We start from the raw sequence: 22,139 nt of genomic DNA, 5'->3' as shown, positions 1-22,139 counted from the left end.
CAACGCACCGGATGCTCCTCAACGCACCAGTTGCCCAGCGCACCGGGTGCCCAGCGCACCGGATGCTCAGCGCACCGGGTGCCCGGCCTCCGCGAGGGCCGCCTTGACCTCGGCGATCCGCAGATCCCCGAAGTGGAAGACGGAGGCGGCCAGCACGGCGTCCGCGCCCGCCCCGACGGCGGGGGCGAAGTGCTCCAGCCGGCCGGCGCCGCCCGAGGCGATGACCGGCACCGTGACGTGCTTGCGGACGGCGGCGATCATCTCCGTGTCGAAGCCGTCCTTGGTCCCGTCGGCGTCCATCGAGTTGAGCAGGATCTCGCCCGCGCCGAGCTCGGCGGCCCGGTGCGCCCATTCCACGGCGTCGATGCCGGCCGAGCGGCGCCCGCCGTGGGTGGTCACCTCGAAGGATCCGGATGCGGTGCGCCGGGCGTCGACGGACAGCACGAGGACCTGGCGCCCGAAGCGTTCGGCGATCTCGCGGATCAGCTCGGGGCGGGTGATCGCGGCGGTGTTGACGCCCACCTTGTCGGCCCCGGCTCGCAGCAGCTTGTCGACGTCCTCGGCCGTGCGGACGCCGCCGCCGACGGTGAGCGGGATGAAGACCTGCTCGGCGGTGCGGCGCACCACGTCGTAGGTGGTCTCCCGGTCGCCGGAGGAGGCCGTGATGTCGAGGAAGGTGAGCTCGTCTGCGCCCTCGGCGTCGTACAGCTTCGCCATCTCGACGGGGTCACCGGCGTCGCGCAGGTTCTCGAAGTTGACGCCCTTGACGACGCGGCCTTCCGTGACGTCCAGGCAGGGAATGACGCGTACGGACAGGCTCACGCGGCACCTCCCCGGTAGGCCTCGATCTCGACCTCGACGACCAGCGAGGGGTCGACGAAGCCGGAGACGATCAGCATCGAGGCGACCGGGCGGATCGTGTCGAAGAGCTCCTTGTGGGCGCGGCCCACCTCCTCGACGTCCCGGGCGTGGGTGAGGTACATCCGGGTGCGGACGATGTCGGCGCGGGTCAGGCCGAGTTCCTTCAGGGCCTTCTCGGCGACACCGAAGGCGGTCATCGTCTGCTCGTACGGCGTCCCGGCGGCGATTTCGCCGTCGACGACCGACGTGCAACCGGCCACCAGGACGAGGCCGTTCGGCAGTTCGACGGCCCTGGAGTAGCCGAACTGGTCCTCCCAGGGCGCACCGGTCGCCACGCGTCGTACGGAGTCGCTCATCGGGAAACCGCCTCCAGCGCCTCTTCCAGGGTGAATGCCTTCGCGTACAGGGCCTTGCCGACGATCGCGCCCTCGACGCCCTCCGGTACCAGCGAGGCGATGGCCCGCAGGTCGTCGAGCGAGGAGACGCCGCCGGAGGCCACGACGGGCTTGTCGGTGGCGGCGCAGACACTCTTCAGAAGCTCCAGGTTGGGGCCCTGGAGGGTGCCGTCCTTGGCGATGTCGGTGACGACGTAGCGGGCGCAGCCCTCGGCGTCGAGGCGGGCCAGCGTCTCGTAGAGGTCACCACCGTCGCGGGTCCAGCCGCGGCCCCGGAGGGTGGTTCCCCGTACGTCCAGGCCGACCGCGACCTTGTCGCCGTACTGGGAGATGACCTTGGCGACCCACTCGGGGGTCTCCAGGGCGGCGGTGCCGAGGTTGACCCGCCTGCAGCCGGTGGCGAGGGCGGCCTCCAGGGAGGCGTCGTCGCGGATGCCGCCGGACAGCTCGACCTTGATGTCCATGGCGGCGGCGACCTCGGCGATCAGCTTCCGGTTGTCACCGGTGCCGAAGGCCGCGTCGAGGTCGACCAGGTGGAGCCACTCGGCGCCGGAGCGCTGCCAGGCGAGTGCGGCCTCCAGCGGGGACCCGTAGGAGGTCTCGGAACCGGACTCGCCGTGCACCAGGCGGACGGCCTGGCCGTCGCGGACGTCGACGGCGGGCAGTAGTTCGAGCTTGTGCTGGGACATCAGAGGGTTCCGATCCAGTTGGTGAGCAGCTGGGCTCCGGCGTCGCCGGACTTCTCGGGGTGGAACTGGGTCGCCCACAGCGCCCGGTTCTCGACGGCGGCGACGAAGGGCTCGCCGTGGGTGGCCCAGCTGACGCGCGGGGCGCGGATGGCGGGGTTGGTGACTTCGAGCGTCCAGTCGTGGACCGCGTAGGAGTGCACGAAGTAGAAGCGCTCACCGGCGTCCAGGCCGGCGAACAGCTCCGAGCCCTCGGCCGCGTCGACCGTGTTCCAGCCCATGTGCGGTACGACGTCGGCCTTGAGCGGCGCGACCTCGCCCGGCCACTCGTCCAGGCCCTCGGTCTCCACGCCGTGCTCGATGCCGCGCTCGAAGAGGATCTGCATGCCGACGCAGATGCCGAGCACCGGGCGCCCGCCGGAGAGCCGGCGGCCCACGATCCAGTCGCCGCGCGCCTCGCGCAACCCCTGCATGCAGGCCGAGAACGCGCCGACGCCGGGCACCAGCAGCCCGTCGGCGTTCATCGCGGTGTCGTAGTCGCGGGTGATCTCCACGTCCGCGCCGACCCGGGCCAGGGCCCGCTCGGCGGACCTGACATTGCCGAAGCCGTAGTCGAAGACGACCACTTTCTTCACGTCGCTCATTCCCAGATTCCCTGAATACGCAGCACGCCCGCGGCGAGGCACATCGCCGAGGAGAGACCGAGCAGCACGATGACGCCCTTGGGCATCTGCTGCTTGGAGAAGGAGATGACCCCGCCGAGCAGGAAGAGCCCGACGACGATGAGGATGGTGTTGAGGCCGTTCATGGGTCTACAGGGCGCCCTTGGTCGAGGGGAGGATGCCGGCCGCGCGCGGGTCGCGCTCGGCGGCGTAGCGCAGTGCCCGCGCCAGGGCCTTGAACTGGCACTCCACGATGTGGTGCGCGTTGCGCCCGTAGGGCACGTGGATGTGCAGCGCGATCTGGGCCTGCGCGACGAAGGACTCGAAGATGTGCCGGGTCATCGTCGTGTCGTACGACCCGATCATGGGCGCCATGTTCTCCGGCTCGGTGTGCACGAGGTACGGGCGTCCCGAGAGGTCGACGGTGACCTGGGCGAGCGACTCGTCGAGGGGGACGGTGCAGTTGCCGAAGCGGTAGATGCCGACCTTGTCGCCGAGCGCCTGCTTGAAGGCGGCGCCCAGCGCGAGGGCGGTGTCCTCGATGGTGTGGTGGGTGTCGATGTGCAGGTCGCCGTCGGTCTTGACCGTGAGGTCGAAGAGGCCGTGCCGGCCGAGCTGGTCGAGCATGTGGTCGTAGAAGCCCACGCCCGTCGCGACGTCGACCTTGCCGGTGCCGTCGAGATCGATCTCGACGACGACGGAGGTCTCCTTGGTGGTGCGCTCCACGCGTCCGATGCGGCTCATGAGCTCTGCTCCTTCTTGAGGTCGCGCACCGCTGTCAGGAACGCGTCGTTCTCGTCGGGGGTGCCGGCCGTCACGCGCAGCCAGCCGGGTACGCCGTTGTCCCGGACCAGGACGCCCCGGTCGAGGATCTGCTGCCACACGGCGTGGGAGTCGTCGAAGCGCCCGAACTGCACGAAGTTCGCGTCGGACGCGGTCACTTCGTAGCCGGCCGCGCCCAGCTCCGTCACCAGCCGGTCGCGCTCGGCCTTGAGCTGCTCCACGTATCCGAGCAGCGTGTCCGTGTGCTCCAGCGCGGCCAGCGCGGTGGCCTGGGTGACCGACGACAGGTGGTACGGCAGCCGCACCAGCTGCACGGCGTCGACGACGGCGGGGTCGGCGGCGAGGTAGCCGAGCCTCAGTCCCGCCGCGCCGAAGGCCTTCGACATGGTGCGCGAGAGCACCAGATTCGGGCGGCCCTCGATCAGCGGGAGGAGGGAGGCGTGGTGGCTGAATTCGGCGTACGCCTCGTCGAGGACGACCAGGGAGGGCTTCGCCTCCTGGGCGGCCTCGTACAGGGCGAGGACGGTGTCGGCCGCGACGGCGGTGCCGGTGGGGTTGTTGGGGGTGGTGATGAAGACGACGTCGGGCCGGTGCTCGGCGATGGCCTTCCGCGCGGCTTCGACGTCGAGGGTGAAGTCGTCGTTGCGGGGTCCGGAGATCCAGCCCGTACCTGTGCCGCGCGAGATGAGCGCGTGCATCGAGTACGAGGGCTCGAAGCCGAGGGCTCTCCGGCCGGGGCCGCCGAAGGTCTGCAGGAGCTGCTGGAGGATCTCGTTGGAACCGTTGGCGGCCCAGAGATGCCTGACGGTGACGTCGTGACCCGCGGTCTTCGTCAGGTACCTGGCCAGTTCCGTGCGCAGCTCGACCGCGTCCCTGTCGGGATAGCGGTTGAGGTGCCGGGCGGCCTCGCGGACGCGCTCGGCGATGCGGTCGACGAGTGCCTCGGGCAGCGGGTAGGGGTTCTCGTTGGTGTTGAGGCGTACGGGGACGTCGAGCTGGGGCGCCCCGTAGGGGGACTTGCCGCGCAGCTCGTCGCGGATCGGGAGGTCGTCGATGCGGGTCATTGCTGCGGCACCTTCCAGCCACTGGGTCCGTCCAGTTCGCCTTCGGCAAAACGCGCCTTGAGCGCCGCTCCGTGGGCCGGCAGGTCCTCCGCCTCGGCGAGCGTCACCACGTGGGCGGTGATCTCGGCGAGGGCGTCGCGCGTGTAGTCGACGACGTGGATGCCGCGCAGGAAGGACTGCACGCTGAGGCCGGAGGAGTGGCAGGCGCAGCCGCCGGTGGGCAGGACGTGGTTCGACCCGGCCGCGTAGTCGCCCAGCGAGACGGGGGACCACGGGCCGACGAACACCGCCCCTGCGTTGCGCACCTTTTCGGCCACCCGGGCGGCGTCTGCGGTCTGGATCTCCAGGTGCTCGGCGCCGTACGCGTTGACGACCGCGAGCCCGTCCTCGATCGAGTCGACGAGGACGATCGCGGACTGCTTGCCGGCGAGCGCCGGGACGATCCGCTCGTCGCGGTGCTTGGACACCGCGACCTGGCTCCGGAGCTCCTCGGCCACCCCGTCGGCCAGTTCCTCGCTGGTGGTGACCAGGACGGACGCGGCGAGCGGGTCGTGCTCGGCCTGGCTGATCAGGTCGGCGGCGACGTGCACGGGGTCGGCCGTGCCGTCGGCGAGGACGGCGATCTCGGTGGGGCCCGCCTCGGAGTCGATGCCGATGACGCCCGTGAAGTAGCGCTTGGCGGCGGCGACCCAGATGTTGCCCGGGCCCATCACCATCGGCGCGCTCGGGCAGGACTCGGTGCCGTACGCGAACATCGCCACGGCCGTGGCACCGCCCGCCGCGTACACCTCGTCCACGCCGAGCAGCGCGCAGGCGGCCAGGATCGTGGGGTGCGGCAGACCGCCGAACTCCTTCTGGGCGGGCGAGGCCAGCGCGATCGACGGGACCTCGGCCTCCTGCGCCGGCACCACGTCCATGATCACGGACGACGGGTACACCGAGCGGCCGCCGGGCGCGTACAGCCCGACCCGGTCCACCGGCACCCACCGCTCGGTGACCGTGCCGCCCGGCACCACCTGGGTCGTCTCCGTCGTACGGCGCTGGGCGCGGTGCACGATGCGGGCGCGCCGGATCGACTCCTCCAGCGCGGCGCGCACCTTCGGGTCCAGCGTCTTCAGCGCGTCGGTGATCGCCTCCGCGGGGACCCGGACGTGCTCGAGGCGCACGCCGTCGAACTTCTCCGCGTACTCGATCAGCGCCGCGTCGCCGCGATGATGCACGTCCTCGCAGATCGGACGCACCTTCTCCAGGGCGGCCGTCACGTCGAAGTCGGCTCGGGGCAGCAGGTCGCGCAGGCCCGCACCCTGGGGGAGGGCACCGCCGCGCAGATCGATTCGTGAGATCACGTGCTCAATTCTCTCAGACCGCTTCCGGCCAACGGTCGCCCGTATCAATGGCTGATACAGGCCACAGCGGGAAGCACCTGTCCCGTACGCCACCGGTGACCACTAGCGTGCACTGCGTTACGTAGCGGATCCAAGGGGAGGTCACCGTGTCCGACGCGCGACGGGACCCGCAGGCGCCGGACTGGCTCACCGCGGCGGAGCTGGGGATGTGGCACGCGTTCCGCAAGGGCAACACCTACGACCTGCGGGTGCACAACCCGCTGGCCGACGACCCGATGGTGGACCGCCCCTGGGTGGTGGAGCGCACCGTGCGCGCGAGGGTGGTGGCGCTGCTGCTGCTCAGCGGGCCCGAGGCGCTGCCCGGGCGGGTCGCGGCGCTCAAACTGCGCGGGGTCCAGGTCACCGGGGTGCTCGACCTGTCCGGGGGGACGGTGGGCCCTTACGTCGAGCTGACCGGGTGCCGCTTCGACAGTGAGATCCTGCTCCCCGAGTGCCGGTTCACCACTCTGCGCCTGGTCGGCTGCGCGGTGCCGAGGCTGGAGGCGGCCCGGCTGCACACCGAGGGTGATCTGCACCTCCCCCGCTGCCGGATCGAGAACGGGATGCGGCTGACCGACGCCCAGATCGGCACCGATCTGCTGATCAACCAGGTCGTCGTGCACCGCGACCGCAACAACCGCTCCATCGCGGCCGACGGCCTGTCCGTCGGCCAGGACCTGCAGGCCGAGCTGATCGAGTCGTATGGGGAGATCAGCCTGCGCGGCGCGAAGATCGGCGTCTCGCTGAGCCTGCGCGGCAGCCATCTGCGCAACCCGTACGGCAAGCGGGCCCTGAACGCCCCGCAGCTCACGGTGGAACGAACGCTCTATCTCACACCTGCGGGCCTGTCCTCGTCCACGTACGGCAACACCACCCCGCCGTACGGCATCGGCCGCGGCCTCGGTCACACCCCGGTGCGCGGCCAGCGCGCCCAGCGCTTCGAGTGCGAGGGCGGGCTGCGGCTGGACGACGGGCGGTTCGGTGACGCCGTCGACCTGCAGGACGCCCGCTTCACGCTGGAGAACGACCAGGAACTGTCGCTGCGCCGCATCCAGACCCCGGAGCTGCGCTTCCTGCCGGAGCGGCCCGAGCGGGGCAGGGTGGTGCTGTCCGGGGCGCGGATCATCACCCTGGTCGACAAGTCCACCAGCTGGCCGGGCCCCGGCATGCTGTCGATGGGTGGCTTCGTGTACGAGAACCTGGTGCCGCTCGGCCACTTCCCGCTGGCCCGCCGACTGGAGTGGGTGACGGCGGCGACCCCCGAGTACGCGCCGGAACCCTATGAGCGGCTCGCCGCGGTGAAGCGGGCGGGCGGCGAGGACTCCGAGGCCCGCGAGGTGCTCCTCGCCAAGCAGCGCCGCCGCAGGGAGACCCTCCCGCTGGCCGGAAAGCTGTGGGGCTACCTCCAGGACTGGGTGGTCGCCTACGGTTACCGGCCGGGACGCGCGGCCCTGTGGATGGCGGTCCTGTGGGCGGCGGGCACCTTCGCCTTCGCCCGCTACGACCCCGCCCCCATCAAGGCCACGGAGCACCCGCAGTGGAGTGCCCCGCTGTTCGCCCTCGACCTGCTCATCCCCGTCATCGACCTCGGCCAGGACGGCCACTGGCGGCTGGAGGGCGGCTGGCAGTGGGCGTCCGCGGGCCTGATCCTGGTCGGCTGGGTCCTGGCCACCACGGTCGCCGCCGGTGCCTCCCGGCTGCTCCGCCGTGGCTGAGGCGGCCTTGCCCGCACCCTCGTTCACCGGGCCGTTTCAGGGGCACCACACACCCTCCGCCTCCGCCTGCTTTCTTTACCGTCCCTTGACCGTGGTCAGTACAACCTTCCGGCCGCCACCAAAGCTTCACAGCCCACCCCTGGCACCCCGCTCACCTGCGGTTTTCAATGGTTGAACCATGTCATTCCTTCGCGCGCTGCTGAGCTCCGCCCGTCTGGTCCGCCGCCCCGCGCCGCGCACCGCCGCCGGGCCCGCGACGGACGACGATCTGCTGCTCGACGCCCCCGACCCACAGGTCGCACCCGCCCTCGTCGCCGCCGCCCAGGGCGGCTACGCCCCGGCCGCCGAGCTCCTCGCGACGACCCGTGAGCGGGCCGAGTGGGAGGACCGCGACCGCTACACGCTGCGGCTGGCCGCGTTCGCGCGTCACCGCCAGGACTGGCTCACCGACTGGCTGCTCGCCGCCCCGCACGACCCGGACGCGCTGCTGGTCAAGGCGGAGCTGGAGGTGCGCAGGGCTCTGGAGTCCCCGGCACCGGCCGACCGGCTGCGGCCGGCGGGCGCGCTGATCGACGCGGCGGCGGCGGGCGCGCCCTGCGATCCGGTGCCCTGGCGCATCGCGCTGGACCACGCGCGCGGCAGCATGGCCGCGCACGACACGTTCGAGGCCCTGTGGGGCCAGGCGATCCGCCGCTCCTCGCACCACTACGGCTGCCATGTGGCGGCCCTGCGGTATCTGGCCGCACAGGGCTCGACGTACCGCGAGTGCTTCGACTTCGCCGAGCAGGCGGCCGACGACGCGCTGCCCGGTTCCCTCATCCAGGCACTGCCGGTGCGGGCCGCGTTCCTCCTGCTCTCCGACGACTTCGGCGCCGCCGCGGCCTCCCCCACCGCCGCCACCCACGACCTCCTCGCCCGGATCGACAAAGCGGCCGATCTGGCGATCGCGCTCTCGGCGGAGTACGCCGGCGGCGACCCGTGGGCGGCCGAGGTGCGCAACCTCCTCGCATACGTGCTGGTCAGCAGGGAGCGCTGGACCCAGGCCCTGGAGCAGTTCCAGCTGATCGGGCCGTACGCGACGTCCTTTCCGTGGGCGTCGCTGACCGAGGACCCGCTCGGCCGCTTCCACGAGGTGCGGGAGAGGGCCCGCTCCCTGGGGGACTCCCGGCCGCCGCTCACGACGGGCCGCACCGGGGCGCTGGGGGCCCGCAAGTGGTCTCCCGGCCGCAGCAGGTCGAACGGCCATTACGCTTGAGCATTGTGACCACCGTTCGCCTTCCGCTCTTTCCGCTGAACTCGGTGCTGTTCCCCGGCCTCGTCCTGCCGCTGAACGTCTTCGAGGAGCGTTATCGCGCCATGATGCGCGATCTGCTGAAGTCGGCTCCCGGATCCGGGGGACCCGACGACGGCTCCGCAGGCGCGCTCGGCGCCGGGGCGTCCGACGACGACGGGGCCCGCCGGTTCGCCGTCGTCGCGATCCGCGACGGCAGGGAGACCGCCAGGACCGCCACCGGCATGCCCGACGACCCGACGGTGATGTCCGAGCGCGGTCCTTCGGCGGGCTTCGGCAAGGACCCGATCCAGGCGTTCCACCGGGTGGGCTGCGTCGCGGACGCGGCGACCATCCGCGAACGCGAGGACGGCAGCTTCGAGGTGCTCGCCACCGGTACGAAGCGGGTCAGGCTCCTGTCCGTGGACGCGAGCGGCCCCTATCTGGTGGCCGAGCTCGAGGGGCTGGAGGAGGACCCGGGCGACGAGGCGGGTGCGCTCGCCGAGGGGGTGCTGCGCGCGTTCCGCCAGTACCAGAAGCGGCTGGCCGGGGCCCGCGAGGCGACCCTGACCACCTCGGCCGACCTCCCCGACGAGCCGTCGGTCGTCTCCTACCTGGTGGCGGCGGCGACGATGCTCGACACCCCGACCAGACAGCGCCTGCTCCAGGCCCCGGACACCGCCACCAGGCTCCGCGAGGAACTGACCATCCTGCGCAGCGAGACGGCGCTGATCCGCCACCTCCCCTCCATCCCGGCGGAAGCCCTCACCCGGGCCCCCACCTGCCCCAACTGACCGAAGGGCCGCGCACGTTGGCGAAGAAGAGCAAGTCTCAGGCGGCCGGCGGCACCCCCGCGACAGTGGCCCTGACGGCGGCGGGCACGGCGTACACGCTGCACGCGTACACACACGACCCGGCCGCCGCCTCCTACGGCGAGGAGGCCGCCGAGGCCCTCGGCGTCACCCCGGACCGGGTTTTCAAGACCCTGGTCGCGGACGTCGACGGCACGCTCACGGTGGCGGTGGTGCCGGTGGCCGGCTCCCTGGACCTCAAGGCGCTCGCCTCGGCGGTGGGCGGCAAGCGCGCGACGATGGCGGACCCCGCGGCGGCCGAGCGCACCACGGGCTACGTCCGCGGCGGCATCTCCCCGCTGGGCCAGCGCAAGAAACTCCGCACGGTGCTGGACGACTCGGCGCTCCACCACCCCACGGTCTGCGTCTCGGCGGGCCGCCGCGGCCTGGAAGTCGAACTCACCCCCACCGACCTCACCACCCTCACCGACGCCACCCTCGCCCCCATCGCCCGCCCGTAGCCCACCCCGCCAGGGGCGCGGGGAACTGCGCGAACAACCGCGACGCACCTATCGCGGAGGCCCGGCCTCCCACCCGGAACCCGGCTCCGGGGCCGAATCCTCCACGGGCCCCTTGACCAGACGATGGGCCTGGGCCGCATCCCGCACGGCCCCCGGGGACTGCGCCGCATCGTCAACCGGGCCCGGGGCATGGCCCACTCCCTGAGCCAACCCGGGCCCGCCGTAAACCCCCTCGTACCCCCACTCCGGCTCCGGATCCCGCACCCCCCACATCGCCGTGAGCCCCAAGTGCACCAGCACCGCCACGAACGGCCAAGCCAGCAGCACCCCCTTCGCCCCCAGCTTCAACGGCGCCTCGAAGGCCTCCCCGACCCCCACCGTCTTCGCCCGGGCGACCACGTCGGCCGAGGGGCCGAACCACTCCCCGGTCAGCCACCCCAGCCAGGCCCCCATCAGCCCGCCCACCAGCAGCGCGATCACCAGCGGGATCCCGCCCCTGCGGTACAGCCAGAAGACGGTCACCGCACTGAGCACGCCGAAGGCCACACTGAGCAGGACGAACGTGCCGTCCGCCCCGGCCGCCGCCTCCCCCTCGGTGTCCTGGAGGAAGACGGCCTTGTCCGTGGACACCAGCGGCACCTTCGGCGCCAGCCACGCCCACAGGAGCCCCAGCAGCAGCCCGGCCACCGCCATGACCACCATCACCACCACGGCCCGCCGGATCTCGGTCGGCAGGCCGGGCTCCGCGGGATCGGTCCCGTCACCGGAGGAGGTCACGTCGTACGTCGCCCCGGCTGCGGCAGGCGTCTGCCAGGGGTCGTGGGGCGAGGGCTGGTGAGGCGGTGTCAGAGGTGCGGTCACCCTGACATCGTGCCAGGCACCCCCGGTACCCGCCTCACCGGACGCCCTCTCGGAAGCACCCCGGGCTTCAGCGCACCGCCGCCCGGCGGACGCCCCCCTCCGGAGCACGCCGGGCTTCAGCGCACCGCCGCCCGGCGGTAGGCCCAGGTGGCCACCGCCAGGGACACCACGCCGACCGCCGCGCACACGGCGAGGTCCACGCCGACCGCCGCCCAGTCGGGACGCGCGTCGAAGGTTCGGGCGAAGGCTTCCACCCCGTACGTCGACGGCAGCAGATCGCGGGCGTACGAGATCGGTGCGGGCATCCGCTCGGCGGGCAGCACCCCGAGCAGCAGCGCCGCCGACATGCCCAGCTGGCCGAGCAGTGTGGCCAGTTCGGGCCTCGGAGCGAGAAGTCCGAGCGCCGCCCCGAGTCCGGCGAGCGCCGCCCCCGCCAGCGGGATCACCGCCACCAGTACCCACAGGTGGCCGGCCGGCAGCCCGAAGAGCACGCAGCCGATGCCCGCCGTGACGAGCGTGCCGGGCACGGTGAAGGAGGCGTACGCGCCGGCCGCCCCCAGCACCACGGCCGCCGGCGGCACCGGCAGTGTCGCGTAGTGGTCGAGCCCGCCACTGGCCCGCAGCTGGCCGAAGTACTGGGCCAGCAGGTTCAGCGCGACGAAGGCGACGACCAGCACGCTCGATCCGGCCACCACGGCACGCGCCTCGCCGCCGCCGTCGACGACCCCGCGCATCAGGATCATGATCCCGACGGACTGGAAGGTCGCCACGAAGAGCAGCGGGATGCGCGCCACCCGCGCCCGGGAGAGCTGGGCCCGGTAGACGGCGGCGAGCGACGGCAGGAACCGCGCCCGCGGCGCCAGCTCGGCCGCTCCCGGCTCCCCGGCAGCACCAAAGTCCCCGGCCCCGCAGGTTTCCCCCGCCGCCTTTCCCGTGGCCCGCCGCACGCCCGCAGCCCTTCCGCCCGTCTCGACGCCCGACACCGTACTCACGCCTTGACCAGCCCTTCCGTTCGCCCGCCGCCGAGCGCGAGGTAGACGTCCTCCAGGCTCGGCGTGGCCAGCGTGAAGTCGTCGAGGGAGGCGAAGGCCGCACCTCCGGTGACCGCGGCGACCGCGGCCCGTGCCTCGTCCGGCGCCAGCCTGAGCACCCAGCGGCGCCCCGATTCCTGCACCTTGCCGTCTCCGAGGCCGCGCAGGGCGGCCACTTCGGGCACCTCCAGCGGAGCCCGCTCCCGCCACACCAGTTCCACCCGTACGTCCTCGCCGACCTGGGCCTTGAGCCCGGAGGGGGTGTCGCAGGCGATGACCCGCCCGCGCTCCAGCACCGCGACCCGGTCCAGGACCGTCTCGGCCTCGATGACGTTGTGGGTGACCAGCAGCACCGTCGCGCCGCGCTCGGCACGGCGGCGGTCGACGGCCGCCCAGACCGCGCGCCTGGCGACCGGGTCCATGCCGGTGGTCGGCTCGTCCAGCACCAGGACCGGACGCTCCCCGACCAGTACGGTCGCGAAGCACGCCAGCCGCCGCTGCCCGCCGGAGAGCTTCTTCAGGGGCTTGCCCGCGAGCGGGGTCAGCCCGAGTTCTGCGAGTACGTCGTCGCGCTCGGCGCGTGCGTCCCTGGCGCTCAGCCCGCGCAGCCGGCCGGTGGTCTCCACGGCCAGCGACACGGTCAGCTCGTCGAGCGCGGTGCTCTCCTGGCCGAGGTAGGCGAGCAGCCTGGCGGCCCGTTCGGGGTGGCGCACGAGGTCGTGGCCCAGGACGTCGACCCGGCCCGAGTCCGGCCGCATGAGGCCCGTCAGCTGTCGTACGAGGGTGGTCTTGCCCGCTCCGTTGGGTCCGAGCAGCCCGAAGATCTCGCCGCGGCGCACCGTCAGCGAGATGCCGTCGCTGGCCCGGACCTCGGGCACGGCGGGCGCTCCGCGCCGGGCCCGCGCCGCGGGATAGACCTTGACCAGGTCGTGCACCACGCACACAGCGTCCCGCTCGCGCGGCTGCCCGCCCGGCCCCGCTGTCACCCCTGCTACGCCCTTGCTCACGAGCCACGAGCCTACGCGGTACCAAAGTCCCAAATCGCCCCCGGGGGTGGCGGCGCCCCTTCGGGCGCGGCTCTTCGTCGCACGCCGCGGGGCCGGGCGGGGCTCCGCGGCGGCAGCGGCCCGGCCGGGCGCGCCTATTCGGCGACGGCGACGTGCTCGGCCGCCGCCCGTACGTCGATCTCCCGCCAGAACCCCGCCCGGATCGCGTACCGGTCGTGCTCGTCGATCTGGTCGTCCTTGTGGGCGAGCAGCCCGAACCGGGCCGCGTAGCGCAGCAGCTCCCCGTCGATGCGGTGCGGGATGCGCGGGTACATGGTCGACAGTTTCTGGGTGTGTCCTGGCTCCGGCAGGCGTTCCATCCAGCGGCGGGCGAAGACCTGGCCCACCTCGAAGGGGTCGCCGCCGACGGTGGTGATGTCCTCCTCGCGGTCCGCCCAGCGCTGCTCGGCGCTGGTGAGCTGGGCGAGGGTGGGCAGCGAGGCCGTCTCCGGCGGTTCGCCCAGCGAGGAGCCGCCGGGGCGCTCCGCCCAGCCCTTGTCGGAGGACCAGCGCAGCGTGGCGTTGGCCTGCTGCGGGGTCTGCGGATGCTGCGGGTGCGCGGCGGGATGGGTGCCGGGGCCGCGCAGCCCGGCCAGGTCCTTGGGCGTGGGCACACCCCTGGCCGGACCGGCGGCCGGCGCCTCGGAGCCGTTGCGGGCGGGGGCCTGGGGGGCGGCCGCGGCGCTGCCGTTGCGGGAGGCAGCGGTCTCGCGGACCTCGACGCGCGCCTGCGCCTCGGCCCTGGCCCGTGCCTCGGCCTGGGCGGCCAGCGCGGATTCGGGCAGCGGCGCCGAGAGGATGGCGGCGATCTCGGGGCGGGGCGCCGGCGGCGGGGCACAGATCCCGCCGTACTCCTTGGCCCGTACCGCCCGGGTGATCCACGCCCGGTCCAGGACCCGGCGCTCGTCGGCCTCCGCGACCAGGTCCTCCGACTGGTTGTAGTCGCCGTCGGCGGCCTGCACGGCCCAGAGGTGGACGGCGACGCCGTGCTCCTTGGCGGACATCAGCCCGGGTAGCAGATCACCGTCCCCGGTGACCAGCACAATATCGGAGCAGGCGCGATTTCTGGCCAGCTCCGTGAGTTCCGCGTGCATGGCCGCGTCCACGCCCTTCTGTGCCCAGCGGCCGTCGCTGCGGGTCAGGGCGCCGAGCCGGACGGTGACCCGGGACATCACGCGCAGCCTGCGGTGTTCGGGCTGGGGAACCCGGTCGGGGGCGCCGTCGAACCAGTAGATGCGCAGCAGCGGCTGCTGCGCATCGGCCTCGGCGCGTTCGCGCAGGCCCTGGATGAGGGCGGCGTGATCGACGGTGATGCGCGAGCGGGCCGGCTCCCCGGCCAGCAGACTCGCGGCGGCGCCCAGCAAGTAGCCGGCGTCCACCAGGACGACGCAGCGGTCCACGCGTTCCACCCTCTTTCTGGAACCTCGGAAATGGCGCGCGGTACTTCGACATGCGTCGAATCACCGGAAGCCACAGGACTAAGGGTCGGCAGGCATACGGGTTTCCTTCGAGTCTGCCCGACCTCGGGGGGCTTAACGGCCGGAACTCGATCATCGGAGTGGCGGGGAGCGAAGTTCCTGCGGAAGTTACTCCCGATGGCGTCCCCGTACGCCCGATTACGTACGGCAATGATCCAAAATGCGCGGAATGTTCTGCTGTGTTTGTCTGGTCCCGGCCCTGGCACCGAGACCTTTCAGGAGGCATTCCATGGCCAAGAACAAGAACCGCGACAAGAACAAGCAGGCCTCGCCGCAGGACCGTGCTTCGCAGCAGGCCGAGAAGGCCAGTTCCTTCCAGGCGGAAACGCAGACGCAGTCCCCGGCGCAGGGCAGCCCTGCCGATGTGGCCCGCAAGCACCAGCGCCGTTTTGGGCACAACTGATTGACTGCTGAAAAGTAGGAGGCGCGCCCCCCGTGCACAGGGGGCGCGCCTTTTCTTGTGCCGAGCGCGGTGCCTTTTCTTGTGCTGAGCCGCGGTGCCTCTTCTTGTGCTGAGCGCGGTGCCGCCTTTCGTACGGCCCGGCTGCGGTGCCCGGTCAGCCCGCCAGGCAGCTCGGGCCGAGCAGCACCTTCAGGTCACCGAAGAGGGCCGGGTCGGCGGTCACCCGGTGCCGGTCGAGCCGCAGCACGGTCGTCTTGCGGGCTCCGAGCAGCTTGATGCGGACCTCGGTGTTGCCCCTGTGGTGGGAGAGGATCTCGCCCAGCTTGCTGATCATCGGCGGGGTGACCTTGACGGTCGGGATGGTCAGCACGACGGGGGCGTTGGTCCCGGCGTTCGACAGGTCGGGGACCTGGAGCTCCATGGCCACCAGCCGCGGCACGTCCTCGCGCTTGTCCAGGCGGCCCTTGACGAAGACGACCGTGTCCTCGACGAGCTGGGTGGACACCAGCTGGTAGGTGGCGGGGAAGAACATGCACTCGATGGAGCCCGCCAGGTCCTCGACCGTGGCGATCGCCCAGGCGTTGCCCTGCTTGGTCATCTTGCGCTGGAGGCCGGAGATGATGCCGCCGACCGTGATGACCGCGCCGTCGGCGTGCTCTCCGCCCATGAGCTGGGCGATCGCCGCGTCCGCCTTGTCGGAGAGGACGTGCTCCAGGCCGAAGAGCGGGTGGTCGGACACGTACAGGCCGAGCATCTCGCGCTCCTGCGCGAGCAGGTACGACTTCTCCCACTCGATGTCGGAGAACTCCACGTCGAGCCCGAAGCCGGGCTCGCTGCTGTCCTCCTCGCCGCCGCCGAAGAGGTCGAACTGGCCTTCGGCCTCCTTCCTCTTCACCTGCACCACGTTGTCGATCATCGGCTCGTGGTGGGCGACGAGGCCCTTGCGGGTGTGGCCCATCTCGTCGAACGCGCCGGCCTTGATGAGGGATTCGACGGTGCGCTTGTTGCAGACGACGGCCTCGACCTTGTCCAGGAAGTCGGGGAAGGAGCTGTACTTCCCCTTCGCCTTGCGCATCCGGATGATCGAGTCGACGACGTTCTGCCCGACGTTGCGGATGGCGGTGAGGCCGAAGAGGATCACGTCGTCGCCCTGGGCGGCGAAGTTGGACTCGGACTCGTTGACGTTGGGGGGAAGCACCTTGATGCCCATGCGGCGGCACTCGTTGAGGTAGACGGCCGACTTGTCCTTGTCGTCCTTCACCGAGGTCAGCAGGGCGGCCATGTACTCGGCCGGGTAGTTCGCCTTGAGGTACGCGGTCCAGTAGGTGACCAGGCCGTACGCGGAGGAGTGCGCCTTGTTGAACGCGTATCCGGCGAACGGCACCAGCACGTCCCACAGCGCCTGGATGGCCGCGTCGGAGTAGCCGTTCTTCTTCGCGCCCTCCTGGAAGAGGACGAAGTTCTTCGCCAGTTCCTCGGGCTTCTTCTTGCCCATCACCCGGCGCAGGATGTCGGCCTCGCCGAGCGAGTACCCGGCGATGATCTGGGCGGCCTTCTGCACCTGCTCCTGGTACACGATGAGGCCGTAGGTGAGGCCGAGCGTCTCCTTCAGGGGCTCTTCGAGCTCCGGGTGGATCGGCGTGATCTCCTGGCGGCCGTTCTTGCGCTCCGCGTAGTTGGTGTGCGAGTTCATGCCCATCGGGCCCGGCCGGTAGAGGGCCGAGACGGCGGAAATGTCCTCGAAGTTGTCGGGCTGCATCTGGCGGAGCAGCGAGCGCATCGGGCCGCCGTCGAACTGGAAGACACCGAGCGTGTCTCCGCGGCAGAGCAGTTCGAAGGTCTTCGGGTCGTCGAGCGGCAGGGAGAGCATCTCCAGGTCGATGCCCTTGTTGGCCCGCACCATTTTGACGGCGTCGTCCATGATGGTGAGGTTCCTGAGGCCCAGGAAGTCCATCTTGAGCAGGCCGAGCGACTCGCACTGCGGGTAGTCCCACTGCGTGATGGTGACGCCGTCGGTGTGCCGCGTCCACAGCGGGGCGTGGTCGACGATCGGCTCGCTGGACATGATGACGCCGGCCGCGTGCACGCCCATCTGGCGGACCAGGCCCTCGACGCCCTTGGCGGTGTCGATGACCTTCTTCACGTCCGGTTCGTTCTCGTACATCCCGCGGATCTCGCCCGCCTCGCCGTAGCGCGGGTGCGTGGGGTCGGTGATGCCGGAGAGGTCGATGCCCTTGCCCAGGACGTCGGCGGGCATGGCCTTGGTGAGCCGGTCGCCCATGGCGTACGGGTAGCCGAGGACGCGGGCGGAGTCCTTGATGGCGTTCTTCGCCTTGATCTTTCCGTAGGTGCCGATCATGGCGACCTTGTCGGAGCCGTACTTCTCCGTCACGTACCGGATCACCTCGACGCGCCTGCGCTCGTCGAAGTCGATGTCGACGTCGGGCATGGAGATGCGCTCGGGGTTGAGGAACCGCTCGAAGATCAGGCCGTGGGTGATCGGGTCGAGGTCGGTGATGCCCATGGCGTACGCGACGATCGAGCCGGCCGCCGAGCCGCGGCCGGGGCCCACCGCGATGCCCTGCTTCTTGGCCCACATGATGAAGTCGGCCACGACCAGGAAGTAGCCGGGGAAGCCCATGGAGATGATGGTGTCCATCTCGTACTCGGCCTGCTTCTGGCGGTCCGCGGGGACGCCTGCCGGGTAGCGGCGCTCCATGCCGCGGCGGACCTCCTCCTGGAACCAGGTGACCTCGGTGAAGCCCTCGGGGATGTCGAACTTCGGCATCAGGTCGCGCTTCTCGAACATGCCGGTGGTGTCGATCTGCTCCGCGACCAGCAGGGTGTTGGCGCAGCCCTCCTGCCAGGCGTCCGAGGAGTCGATGGCGTACATCTCCTCGGTCGACTTCAGGTAGTAGCCGGTGCCGTCGAAGCGGAAGCGGTCCGGGTCGGAGAGGTTCTTGCCGGTCTGGATGCACAGCAGGGCGTCGTGCGCGGTCGCCTCGTGGGCGTAGGTGTAGTGCGAGTCGTTGGTGACCAGCGGAGGGATGCCCAGCTTCTTGCCGATCTCCAGGAGGCCGTCGCGGACCCGGCGCTCGATCTCGATGCCGTGGTCCATCAGCTCCAGGAAGTACCTGCCCTCGCCGAAGATGTCCTTGTAGTCGGAGGCCGCCTGCACCGCCTCGTCGAACTGGCCGAGCCGCAGCCGCGTCTGCACCTCACCGGAGGGGCATCCTGTGGAGGCGATCAGACCCTCGGACCACTTGGAGATCGTCTCCCTGTCCATCCGGGGCCACTTGGTCAGCCAGCCCTCGGCGTACGCGTCGGAGGACAGCCGGAAGAGGTTGTGCAGGCCGGTGCTGTTCGCCGCCCAGATCGTCTTGTGCGTGTAACCGCCGGAACCGGACACGTCGTCGCGCTTCTGGTGCGGCTGGCCCCACTGGATGCGCCGCTTGTTGCGCCGCGACTCCGGGGCGACGTACGCCTCGATGCCGATGATCGGGGTGACGCCGGCCTTCTGCGCCGTGTGGAAGAAGTCGTACGCGCCGTGCAGGTTGCCGTGGTCGGACATCGCGATGTGCGACATCCCCATCTGGTTGGCCGCCTCGAACATGTCCTTCAGCCGCGCGGCACCGTCCAGCAGCGAGTACTGGGTGTGGACGTGGAGGTGCGTAAAGGGCGGCTTGGTCACGGCGGAGGCCTCCGGTGCTGCGGTCGGGTACGGGCGGACGGGGCGGACGGCCCGGACGGGCGGGCCGGGACGGCGGGCCGCACGGGCGGGTCCGGCGGATGAGCCGGACAGCCTCGAAGTCTACTTCGGGGCACTGACATCACTCCGGTCCCGCGAGACGCTCCGGCTGCCGGGCACTCAGGGGTACGGTCGTGCGTTGGACAGGTCGCAGGCCTGACCCGAACCTGCCCCATTTGCCCAGTACGCGACATGTACGTCATGCACCAGGAGGCCCCGGCGATGTCGGTTCCGCAGACAGAAGCCGCCCAGCGCGGCGAGCAGATTCTCGCCGTGTTCGACACCGCTTTCGGGCAGCTGCTCGCCGCCGACCCGGCCGCTTTCCGGGTCAAGTTCCGCAAGATGGCCGCGTCCGCTTTCGCGTTCTACCGGGGCGCCGCCTCCCTGTTCTACGCCGACCAGGAACGCGAGCAGAACGGCGGGCCGTACCTGGACGACCGGACCTCCCGGGTGTGGATCCACGGCGACCTGCACGCCGAGAACTTCGGCACGTACATGGACGCCGAGGGCCGCCTGATCTTCAACGTCAACGACTTCGACGAGGCGTACGTCGGCCCCTTCACCTGGGACCTCAAGCGCTTCGCCGCGTCGATCGCCCTCATCGGCTACCAGAAGGCGCTCGGCGACGACCAGATCGGCGACCTGGTCCGGGTGTACGCGGGCGCCTACCGCGAGCGCGTCCACCAGCTCGCCACCGGCGCCAAGAACGACGAGGTGCCGCCCTTCACACTCGACACGGCCGAGGGCCCGCTGCTCGGCGCGCTGCGCGTCGCCCGCTCGCTGACCCGCTTCGGGCTGCTCGACTCGATGACCGAGATCCGCGACTTCGAGCGGCGTTTCGCCTCCGGCGGCGGGTCGATCGACCTGGACGCGGCCACCCGCTACAAGGTGCTGGCCGCGTTCGACGGTTATCTGGAGACCCTTCCGGAGTCCTCGCTGACCCGCCCGGACTCCTACCGGGTGAAGGACGTCGTCGGCCGCCGCGGCATCGGCATCGGCTCGGCGGGGCTGCCGTCGTACAACATCCTCCTGGAGGGCAACAGCGACGCCCTCGAGAACGACGTGATCATCTACATGAAGCAGGGCCAGACCCCCGCGGTCTCCCGGCACATCACGGATGCCGCCGTCCGCGACTACTTCCAGCACGAGGGCCACCGCACGGTCATCTCGCAGCGCGCGCTGCAGGTGAACGCGGACCCGTGGCTCGGCTGGACCGAGCTGGACGGGCAGGGGCAGCTCGTCGCCGAGGTGTCGCCGTACGCGGTGGACCTTGACTGGTCCGACATCGACGAGCCGGACGAGTTCGCGGCGGTGATCGCCGACCTCGGGCGGGCGACGGCCACCATGCACGCGGCCGCCGACGACGAGAGCGGGCACTCACTGGTCCCGTTCTCCACCGAGCGGGCCATCGACGCGGCGATCGCCGCCGACGAGGAAGGCTTCGCGGAACTCCTGGTCGACTTCGCCCACAGCTACGGCGCCCGGGCCCGCCAGGACCACCAGATCTTCGTCGACCTGTTCCGCAACGGCCGCATCCCGGGGATCTGAAACGGCCGCACGACGGGGATCCGGCCGGCGCGCGCGGGAGCGGACCCGCCGCGGGGGGCCTGCGTCCCGGGGCAGAACTCCCTGCGGGGCAGAACCCCCTGCCGGGGCAGAACTCACAGCCGGGGCAGAACTCACAGCCGGGGCAGAACTCACAGCTCCATACCGTTTCCCGGCCCTTAGGGACCGCTTACCCCGCCGCATGGCAAACTCGACGCCGATGGGCATATCCAGGACTCCGCTGAGAACCCTGCGGGCAGCACTCTTCACGGCACTCGTCGTGACGCTGTCCGTGGGTTCGCACGTGCTGCTGTCCGGAGTTCCGCTGCCGCCGGTCACGGTCGCCGCCCTCGGCGCCGCCGTGTTCGCCCTCGCGTACGCGCTGGCCGGGCGCGAGCGCGGCTTCGCACCGATCGCCGCCCTGCTGGTGCCCCTCGAACTGGCGGCGGACACCCTCTTCACCACCGGACAGCACGTCTGTTACGGGCCCTCCGGCGGGCCCGTCGCCGGTGCGCTCCGCTCCTTCGGGGTGGAGGTGCTGTGCGGCGGGGCCCCGGTCGGCGCACCCTTCGTCCACACCCTGCCGAACGACCACCTCGGCACGCTCCTGGCCACGCCCGACCCCGCCCTGCCCTGGCTGCTGCTCGGGGCGCACACGGCGGTCGGGCTGCTGGCCGCCGGCTGGCTGCGGCACGGCGAGGCGGCACTGGCGGGGCTGCTGCGGGCGACGGCCCTGTCCGCCTTCCGGCCGCTGCTGCTCGCGGTGGCCTCGATGGCGGGCCTGCGCACCGTACGGGCCGCCGGGCACCGGCCTGCCCTGCGGTACGCGGCCGCGGTGCCCCGCTCCCGGCTGCTCGTGCACTCCGTGGGCCGGCGCGGGCCGCCTGCCGCCGGGCTCGTCCTCGCCGCCTGAGCCCCGGGTCGCACCCACCCCGGCCAGGCACTCCCCACACGGCAGACCAGTACCCACGGAGTTGGCACGATCATGAGCGCACGCAACAACCAGGCGAACAAGCAGGCGGCCCGCGAGCGGCTGCGCATCGAGCGCGAGAAGCAGGCGAAGAAGGACAGGACGAAGCGGCAGCTCGTCGTCGCCGGGTCGGTCGTCGCCGTCCTGGCGATAGCCGGCGGCGTCGGCTACGGGGTCATCCAGGCCAACAAGCCGAAGGCCTGGGAAGCGGCCAAGGAAGCACCGGTGACCAAGCCCGCCAACAGCTCCGGCGAGAACGGCACCACCGTCGTCGTCGGCAAGGCCGGGGCGAAGAAGACCCTGGAGCTGTACGAGGACCCGCGCTGCCCCAGCTGCGCCGCCTTCGAACAGGCCAACGGCGAGCAGATCAAGAAGGACGTCGACGCCGGCAAGTACAAGGTGCAGTACGTCGGTGCCACCTTCATCGACAACATGGCGAGCGGCGTGGGCTCCAAGAACGCCACGAGCGCCCTGGGTGCCGCGCTGAACGTCAGCCCCGAGGCCTTCCTGGCGTACAAGGGCGCGCTGTACTCGCAGGCCAACCACCCCGAGGAGAGCGTCGACAAGTTCGCCGACGACAACTACCTCATCAAGATCGGCGACCAGATCCCGGCCCTCAAGGGCAACAAGAAGTTCCAGGACGCGGTCAAGGCCGGCACGTACGACGCGTGGGCGCTGAAGATGTCCGAGAAGTTCGACGCCAGCGGCATCAAGGGCACCCCGACCCTGAAGATGGACGGCAAGGTGGTCGTCAAGGAGGGCACCGACGCCGCCCCCATGGCGCCCGCGGACTTCCAGGCCGCACTGGAGAAGGCCCTCAAGGGCTGACACCCCCTCAAAGCAGGGGCGCACGCCCGGTCAACGGGTGGGTGAACATTCGTACGTTCACCCACCCCGGCGGCTACTGATCAGTAATGTGATCAT

Annotated in this window: 21 protein-coding genes; 8 read left to right on the top strand and 13 right to left on the bottom strand. The window is 71.3% G+C overall.

Features of this window, described 5'->3' with window-relative positions:
- Positions 1–66: 66 nt before the first annotated feature.
- The 8 genes from hisF to hisD are packed head-to-tail and all read right to left on the bottom strand — an operon-like array spanning position 67 to position 5,797.
- A complete protein-coding gene (hisF, locus tag ACFWVV_RS18600; RefSeq protein ID WP_384346984.1) occupies positions 67–822 on the bottom strand; it encodes an imidazole glycerol phosphate synthase subunit HisF in 756 nt (251 codons plus the stop codon).
- Positions 819–1,217, bottom strand: coding sequence for a RidA family protein (locus tag ACFWVV_RS18595; protein ID WP_384346981.1), 399 nt, complete (start codon positions 1,215–1,217; stop codon positions 819–821). The genes hisF and ACFWVV_RS18595 overlap by 4 nt, the downstream gene beginning before the upstream one ends.
- Complete coding sequence (priA, locus tag ACFWVV_RS18590; protein WP_384346979.1) at positions 1,214–1,945, bottom strand: bifunctional 1-(5-phosphoribosyl)-5-((5-phosphoribosylamino)methylideneamino)imidazole-4-carboxamide isomerase/phosphoribosylanthranilate isomerase PriA; 732 nt, start codon at positions 1,943–1,945, stop codon at positions 1,214–1,216. The genes ACFWVV_RS18595 and priA overlap by 4 nt, the downstream gene beginning before the upstream one ends.
- On the bottom strand, positions 1,945–2,586 hold the full coding sequence (gene hisH / locus ACFWVV_RS18585; RefSeq protein WP_384346977.1) for an imidazole glycerol phosphate synthase subunit HisH: 642 nt from the start codon (positions 2,584–2,586) through the stop codon (positions 1,945–1,947). The genes priA and hisH overlap by 1 nt, the downstream gene beginning before the upstream one ends.
- Positions 2,583–2,750, bottom strand: a complete 168-nt coding sequence (locus ACFWVV_RS18580; RefSeq protein ID WP_384346974.1) for a hypothetical protein — start codon at positions 2,748–2,750, stop codon at positions 2,583–2,585. Before ACFWVV_RS18580 ends, hisH begins: the two co-directional genes overlap by 4 nt.
- Positions 2,751–2,754: 4 nt before the next feature.
- Positions 2,755–3,348: an imidazoleglycerol-phosphate dehydratase HisB gene (gene hisB / locus ACFWVV_RS18575; RefSeq protein WP_384346972.1), complete on the bottom strand. Its 594-nt coding sequence runs from the start codon at positions 3,346–3,348 to the stop codon at positions 2,755–2,757.
- Positions 3,345–4,451, bottom strand: coding sequence for a histidinol-phosphate transaminase (locus ACFWVV_RS18570; RefSeq protein ID WP_384346969.1), 1,107 nt, complete (start codon positions 4,449–4,451; stop codon positions 3,345–3,347). Before ACFWVV_RS18570 ends, hisB begins: the two co-directional genes overlap by 4 nt.
- Positions 4,448–5,797 (bottom strand): histidinol dehydrogenase, encoded by a 1,350-nt coding sequence (hisD, locus tag ACFWVV_RS18565; RefSeq protein WP_384346966.1) that lies wholly within the window; start codon positions 5,795–5,797, stop codon positions 4,448–4,450. Before hisD ends, ACFWVV_RS18570 begins: the two co-directional genes overlap by 4 nt.
- Positions 5,798–6,003: 206 nt before the next feature.
- On the opposite strand from hisD, the gene ACFWVV_RS18560 reads away from it, so the two are divergent.
- From ACFWVV_RS18560 to ybaK, 4 genes are all read left to right on the top strand, one after another.
- Positions 6,004–7,551 carry an oxidoreductase gene (locus ACFWVV_RS18560; protein ID WP_384347197.1) on the top strand — a complete coding sequence of 516 codons (1,548 nt, stop codon included), beginning with the start codon at positions 6,004–6,006 and terminating at the stop codon, positions 7,549–7,551.
- Between the two features lie 178 nt (positions 7,552–7,729).
- Entirely contained in the window at positions 7,730–8,806 is a 1,077-nt protein-coding gene (locus ACFWVV_RS18555; RefSeq protein WP_384346963.1) for a hypothetical protein, read from the top strand.
- The gene (locus ACFWVV_RS18550; RefSeq protein ID WP_384346960.1) at positions 8,764–9,615 is read left to right on the top strand and encodes an LON peptidase substrate-binding domain-containing protein; all 852 of its coding nucleotides are present in this window, start codon (positions 8,764–8,766) and stop codon (positions 9,613–9,615) included. The genes ACFWVV_RS18555 and ACFWVV_RS18550 overlap by 43 nt, the downstream gene beginning before the upstream one ends.
- Positions 9,616–9,632: 17 nt before the next feature.
- Positions 9,633–10,133, top strand: a complete 501-nt coding sequence (ybaK, locus tag ACFWVV_RS18545) for a Cys-tRNA(Pro) deacylase (protein ID WP_384346956.1) — start codon at positions 9,633–9,635, stop codon at positions 10,131–10,133.
- 48 nt (positions 10,134–10,181) lie between these two features.
- Here the strand turns inward: ybaK and ACFWVV_RS18540 are convergent, their stop codons facing one another.
- The 4 genes from ACFWVV_RS18540 to ACFWVV_RS18525 all read right to left on the bottom strand — a co-directional run bounded on the left by ACFWVV_RS18540 (position 10,182) and on the right by ACFWVV_RS18525 (position 14,480).
- A complete protein-coding gene (locus ACFWVV_RS18540) occupies positions 10,182–10,994 on the bottom strand; it encodes an ABC transporter permease (protein WP_384346953.1) in 813 nt (270 codons plus the stop codon).
- A 116-nt stretch (positions 10,995–11,110) separates the two neighbouring features.
- Positions 11,111–11,857 carry an ABC transporter permease gene (locus ACFWVV_RS18535; RefSeq protein WP_384347194.1) on the bottom strand — a complete coding sequence of 249 codons (747 nt, stop codon included), beginning with the start codon at positions 11,855–11,857 and terminating at the stop codon, positions 11,111–11,113.
- 125 nt (positions 11,858–11,982) lie between these two features.
- Positions 11,983–12,969: an ABC transporter ATP-binding protein gene (locus ACFWVV_RS18530; protein ID WP_384347191.1), complete on the bottom strand. Its 987-nt coding sequence runs from the start codon at positions 12,967–12,969 to the stop codon at positions 11,983–11,985.
- A 197-nt stretch (positions 12,970–13,166) separates the two neighbouring features.
- Entirely contained in the window at positions 13,167–14,480 is a 1,314-nt protein-coding gene (locus ACFWVV_RS18525; protein WP_384346951.1) for an NYN domain-containing protein, read from the bottom strand.
- Positions 14,481–14,778: 298 nt separating this feature from the next.
- Here ACFWVV_RS18525 and ACFWVV_RS18520 point away from each other — a divergent pair, with 298 nt between their 5' ends.
- Entirely contained in the window at positions 14,779–14,952 is a 174-nt protein-coding gene (locus ACFWVV_RS18520; protein WP_384346948.1) for a hypothetical protein, read from the top strand.
- Between the two features lie 154 nt (positions 14,953–15,106).
- Here the strand turns inward: ACFWVV_RS18520 and dnaE are convergent, their stop codons facing one another.
- Complete coding sequence (dnaE, locus tag ACFWVV_RS18515; RefSeq protein ID WP_384346946.1) at positions 15,107–18,643, bottom strand: DNA polymerase III subunit alpha; 3,537 nt, start codon at positions 18,641–18,643, stop codon at positions 15,107–15,109.
- 279 nt (positions 18,644–18,922) lie between these two features.
- Between dnaE and ACFWVV_RS18510 the strand changes: the two genes are divergently transcribed.
- From ACFWVV_RS18510 to ACFWVV_RS18500, 3 genes are all read left to right on the top strand, one after another.
- Entirely contained in the window at positions 18,923–20,248 is a 1,326-nt protein-coding gene (locus tag ACFWVV_RS18510; RefSeq protein WP_384347189.1) for a DUF2252 domain-containing protein, read from the top strand.
- Between the two features lie 217 nt (positions 20,249–20,465).
- Positions 20,466–21,158 carry a hypothetical protein gene (locus ACFWVV_RS18505; RefSeq protein ID WP_384346943.1) on the top strand — a complete coding sequence of 231 codons (693 nt, stop codon included), beginning with the start codon at positions 20,466–20,468 and terminating at the stop codon, positions 21,156–21,158.
- Positions 21,159–21,230: 72 nt separating this feature from the next.
- Positions 21,231–22,043, top strand: a complete 813-nt coding sequence (locus tag ACFWVV_RS18500) for a thioredoxin domain-containing protein (protein ID WP_384346940.1) — start codon at positions 21,231–21,233, stop codon at positions 22,041–22,043.
- Positions 22,044–22,139 lie beyond the last annotated feature (96 nt).

Origin of the sequence: Streptomyces sp. NPDC058663 (assembly GCF_042716745.1) — a bacterium.
Classification (GTDB): Bacteria; Actinomycetota; Actinomycetes; order Streptomycetales; family Streptomycetaceae; genus Streptomyces.
The sequence above is the reverse complement of the archived record's forward strand: the minus strand, read 5'-3'. Positions and strand labels throughout refer to the sequence as shown.